Annotated in this window: 3 protein-coding genes and 1 pseudogene; all 4 read left to right on the forward strand. The window is 70.5% G+C overall.

Translation table 11 applies throughout. From position 1 onward, the window contains the following. Positions 1–220: pseudogene (locus NT132_RS02615) on the forward strand (cysteine desulfurase NifS); the annotation flags it as partial. A 9-nt stretch (positions 221–229) separates the two neighbouring features. Then, positions 230–1,324 carry a tRNA 2-thiouridine(34) synthase MnmA gene (gene mnmA / locus NT132_RS02620; RefSeq protein WP_297784340.1) on the forward strand — a complete coding sequence of 365 codons (1,095 nt, stop codon included), beginning with the start codon at positions 230–232 and terminating at the stop codon, positions 1,322–1,324. Between the two features lie 112 nt (positions 1,325–1,436). Continuing rightward, complete coding sequence (locus NT132_RS02625; protein WP_297784342.1) at positions 1,437–2,030, forward strand: hypothetical protein; 594 nt, start codon at positions 1,437–1,439, stop codon at positions 2,028–2,030. Positions 2,031–2,125: 95 nt separating this feature from the next. Beyond that, positions 2,126–4,516, forward strand: a complete 2,391-nt coding sequence (ligA, locus tag NT132_RS02630; RefSeq protein ID WP_297784345.1) for an NAD-dependent DNA ligase LigA — start codon at positions 2,126–2,128, stop codon at positions 4,514–4,516. Positions 4,517–4,864 lie beyond the last annotated feature (348 nt).

A 4,864-nucleotide genomic window follows, 5' to 3' on the forward strand; every position in this document is an offset into this window, starting at 1 on the left:
CCAGGCCGGTGTGCAGGCATCGACCGGATCGGCCTGCCAGGCAGGGGTCCCTGAGCCCTCCCACGTCGTGATGGCGATCGGACTGGATGACATGGCGGCCCGATCCGTGCTGCGCTTCACCCTGGGGCGCACCACCACCGACGCCGATGTCGATACGCTGCTGCGCGTCCTCCCGGATGCGGTGACGCGCGCCCGCGCCGCCGCATCCGTCCGCTCGTAGACTGGACCTATGCGGATACTTGCGGCGATGAGCGGTGGCGTGGACTCCGCGGTGGCCGCGGCCCGCGCGGTGGAGGCCGGACACGACGTGGTCGGTGTGCATCTGGCGCTGTCCCGCGCCGGCGGCACCCTCCGTGCCGGCAGCCGCGGATGCTGCACGATCGAAGACGCGATGGATGCCCGTCGCGCCGCCGACAAGCTCGGCATCCCGTTCTACGTGTGGGACTTCTCGGAGCGGTTCCGTGAGGACGTGATCGAGGACTTCGTGTCCGAGTACCGCGCCGGCCGTACGCCGAACCCGTGCATGCGCTGCAACGAGAAGATCAAGTTCGCGGCGCTGCTCGAGCGGGCGATCGAGCTGGGCTTCGACGCCGTGTGCACCGGCCACTACGCGACGCTGGTCGACGGGCCCGAGGGGCGCGAACTCCACCGCGCCAGCGACCAGGCCAAGGACCAGTCCTACGTGCTGGGCGTGCTCACCGCGCAGCAGCTCGCACACACCTACTTCCCGCTGGGCGCGACCCCGTCCAAGGCTCTGGTGCGTGCGGAGGCGGAGGCCCGCGGGCTCAGTGTCGCGCACAAGCCCGACAGCCACGACATCTGCTTCATCCCCGACGGCGACACCCGGGGCTGGCTCGCCGACAAGGTGGGGGTCGAGGCCGGACCCATCGTCGATCGTTCCGGCGCCGTCGTCGGCGGCCATGAGGGTGCGCACGCGTACACCGTCGGGCAGCGGCGCGGGTTGAAGCTCGGCGTGCCCGCCGCCGATGGCAAGCCCCGGTTCGTGCTCGAGGTGCGTCCCGTCACCAACACCGTCGTCGTCGGCCCGAAGGAGGCGCTCGCCACCGCCGAGATCGCCGGTGAACGACACAGCTGGGCCGGCGCGGCGCCGACCGAGGATTCGTTCGCCTGCGACGTGCAGATCCGTGCGCACGCCGACCCCGTGCCCGCGTGGGCCGAGGTCGTCGACGGTCGCGTCACGGTGCGCCCCGACATGCCGCTGGACGGCGTCGCACCCGGTCAGACCGCCGTGCTCTACACCGGCACTCGGGTGCTCGGTCAGTTCACGATCGACCGCACCGTCTCGGCGGTCCCGGTCGGCTGACCTCTCCTCCCCAGACGGGAGACCGCGTCCTGTCCTGCACAGGATGCGGAGGGCGTGATGTCGGCGGACGCCACGTTCGTAGCGTCGGAGCTCCGAACGCAGAGGAGCCGTCATGTCCCCCTTCCGTCCTACCCGCCGCGCCGGTGCCGCCGCACTCGTCGCCGCTGCCCTGATGTTCCCCTCGTGCGCCTCACCCGGGACGGCAGACCCGGTCCCCGGCCCCGTCCCGCTTCGTACCTTCGCCGTGACGGAGGTCGACGCCGACGCCGTGGTCGAGTACGACGGCGGCGAGGTGGTCACGCCCTGTTTCGTGTACCGGGCGCCCGATGCATCATGGACCCTCGTGCCGGGGTCGGTCGGTTGCTCCACCGGTGTCGCCTTCGGCTCGGACATGCTCTCGATGGTCCAGGTGCGGGCGGTCACCGCCCGCGGCAGCATCGAGGAACTCGCCGCGCAGACCCTCGCCGATGATCCCGACGGCGCGGTGACCCGGCTCGAGCTCGCGGGCCACGACGTTGTGCGCGCCGTCACCGGCGGCGAGCCGGCCATCGCCTCCTATGTGCTCGCCTATCCGGATTCCGGGCTGACGGGCGGTGGCGACCCGGTGAGGGCGATCGTGCTCACGACGATGTCGAGCGCCGAGTATGAGGGGCTCGTGGAGCAGATCGTCGACACCCTCACCCGGCCGGACGGCTCGCCGCTGTGACCGATCCCGCCCCCGGCCGGACGACACGCCGCGGTGACCGGTCCCGCCCCGGTCAAGCCCGCGGGGGTGTCCGGGGCGATCCCTAGACTTGGCCCGTGACGGATGCGGCGGACTCGATCGATGCGACCCTGACCCTCGACGCGGCCAGGGCCGAGGCAGTGGAGCTCACGGAACACATTCTCGGCGCGCGTGACGCGTACTACGGGGCCGATGCGGAACTCGTCGACGACGCGACGTACGACGGCTGGATGCGGCGCCTCGAACAGATCGAGCGCACCTTCCCAGAGCTGCAGGGTCAGGATTCGCCGACCCTCTCCGTCGGTGCGGCCCAGACTTCCGATCTCGCCACGATCGAGCACGCCGAGCGCATGCTCAGCCTCGACAACGTCTTCTCGCCGGACGAGCTGCGCGACTGGTGTGTCAAGGCGCAGAACTCCGCCGGCCGCCCGGTGAAATGGCGCACCGAGCTGAAGATCGATGGGCTCGCGATCAGCCTCCGGTACGAGAACGGTGTGCTCACCTCGGCCGCGACGCGCGGCGACGGGCGCGTCGGTGAGATCGTCACCGAGAACGCGCTGCGGCTGTCCGACATCCCGGAGCGGTTGTCGGGCACCGGGCATCCGGCGCTCGTCGAGGTGCGCGGCGAGGTCTTCATCCCGGTCGCCGCGTTCGAGCGGCTGAACGAACTGCAGGCCGACCTCCGTGAGCGCGCCGTGGCCGAGGCGCGGGAACGGTCGGCCTCGCGCCGGTCCGGGGCGGGCGACTTCGACGAGGAGAAGGCGCGCGCGGCCGCACAGCGACGGTTCCCGGCCTTCGCGAACCCCCGCAACGCGGCGAGCGGCGGACTGCGGCAGCAGCTGGAGAAGAAGACCGGACTCGAACGCGAGGCGGCGCTGGAACGGATCGGCGCTCTGCGGCTCTACGTGCACGGCATCGGTGCCTGGCCAGACCCGCCGGTGTCTGCGCAGAGCGAGGTGTACGGTCTGCTCGCCGGGTGGGGTCTGCCGGTGAGTTCCCACAATCGCGTCAACGACGACATCGACGGCGTGCTCGACTTCGTCGAGTACTACGGCGAACACCGCCACGACGTCGAGCACGAGCTCGACGGCATCGTGGTCAAGGTCGACGAGCTCTCGCTGCACGATGAGCTGGGTGCCACGAGCCGCGCCCCGCGCTGGGCGATCGCGTACAAGTACCCGCCCGAGCAGGTGAACACGAAGCTGCTCGACATCGTGGTCTCGGTGGGCCGCACCGGACGCGCCACCCCGTTCGCGGTGATGGAGCCGGTGCGGGTGGCGGGTTCCGTGGTGCGGCAGGCGACGCTGCACAACCAGGACGTCGTCAAGGCCAAGGGCGTGCTCATCGGCGACACCGTGGTGCTCCGCAAGGCGGGCGATGTCATCCCCGAGGTGCTCGGCCCGGTCGCCGAGCTCCGCGACGGCACCGAGCGCGCCTTCGTCATGCCGGCGAACTGTCCGGAGTGCGGCACCCCGCTGCGTCCGGCCAAGGAGGGCGACATCGACCTGCGCTGCCCCAACGCGCGCTCGTGCCCCGCACAGGTGCGCGGCCGCGTCGAGCACATCGGTTCGCGTGGCGCGCTCGACATCGAGGCGCTCGGTGAGGTGACCGCGGCCGCCCTCACTCAGCCGGATGTGCCCGCCACCCCGCCGCTCGACACCGAGGCAGGACTGTTCGACCTGACGCTCGAGCAGCTCGTGCCGATCGAGGTCGTCGTCCGCGACGCGGAGACCGGTGAGCAGCGGGTCGACGAGCAGACCGGCGAACTCGTCCGTCGCGCGCCGTTCCAGAAGCTGGGGCCCGCGTCGTACCCGCCCGGCACCGAGCACATGGATGCGGCGGAGCGCCGCCGCGCCGGCATCCGCAAGGACTACCGCGAAGTGCTCCCGTCGGAGCAGGCCATCAAGCTCATCGCAGAGCTCGAAAAGGCGAAGACGAAAGACCTGTATCGCCTCCTGGTGTCGTTGAACATCCGTCACGTCGGCCCGGTCGCCGCCCGTGCACTGGCGCAGTGGTTCGGCTCGCTCGCGGCGATCCGGGCCGCATCCCGAGAGGAGTTGGCCGCGGTCGAAGGGGTCGGCACGATCATCGCGGACGCCCTGCTCGACTGGTTCGAGGTCGACTGGCACCGCGAGATCGTCGACCGCTGGACCGCGGCGGGCGTGCGATGGGAGATCCCCGGGCATCCCGGTCCCGGTGCGGCCACGACGACGGGGGGAGTGCTCGACGGCCTGACGGTCGTCGCGACGGGCTCGCTCGAGGGGTACACGCGGGAAGGCGCGCAGGAGGCGATTATCGCTGCCGGCGGCAAGGCCGCATCCAGTGTGTCGAAGAAGACGGACTTCGTGGCCGCAGGTCCCGGTGCCGGCTCGAAGCTCGCGAAGGCCGAAGAGCTGGGACTGCGGATCCTCGACGCCGCTCAGTTCAAGATTCTCGTCGAACAGGGGCCCGACGCTCTCGACGCATAGCGGCCGTCCTCACCACGGCCTGGGTCTCCCCAGAAGGGGACGCCGTCGTGGCCGGGAACCTGTCCACGAAACGGGATCCTGTCCATAGAAGCGTGGGCACTGTCCTCAGAAGTGGGCCCCTCGTGCCCCGGGATCCTGTCCACAGAAGCGTGGGCACTGTCCTCAGAAGTGGGCCCCCTCGTGCCCCGGGATCCTGGGTGAGTCCCATAGCGTGGTGTCAATTCCTGCGGGGTTCTCGTCGTCGTTGATGTCGGAGGGCCACCGTGGGATGACCAGTTGTTTCCGGCAAGAAGCAAAGCAGAGATCCCACGATGACCCAGTACCAGTCTGCCCTTTCGACCCTGATCG

The sequence above is a fragment of the Microbacterium sp. genome (genome assembly GCF_026393345.1).
In the GTDB taxonomy this organism is placed as follows: domain Bacteria; phylum Actinomycetota; class Actinomycetes; order Actinomycetales; family Microbacteriaceae; genus Microbacterium.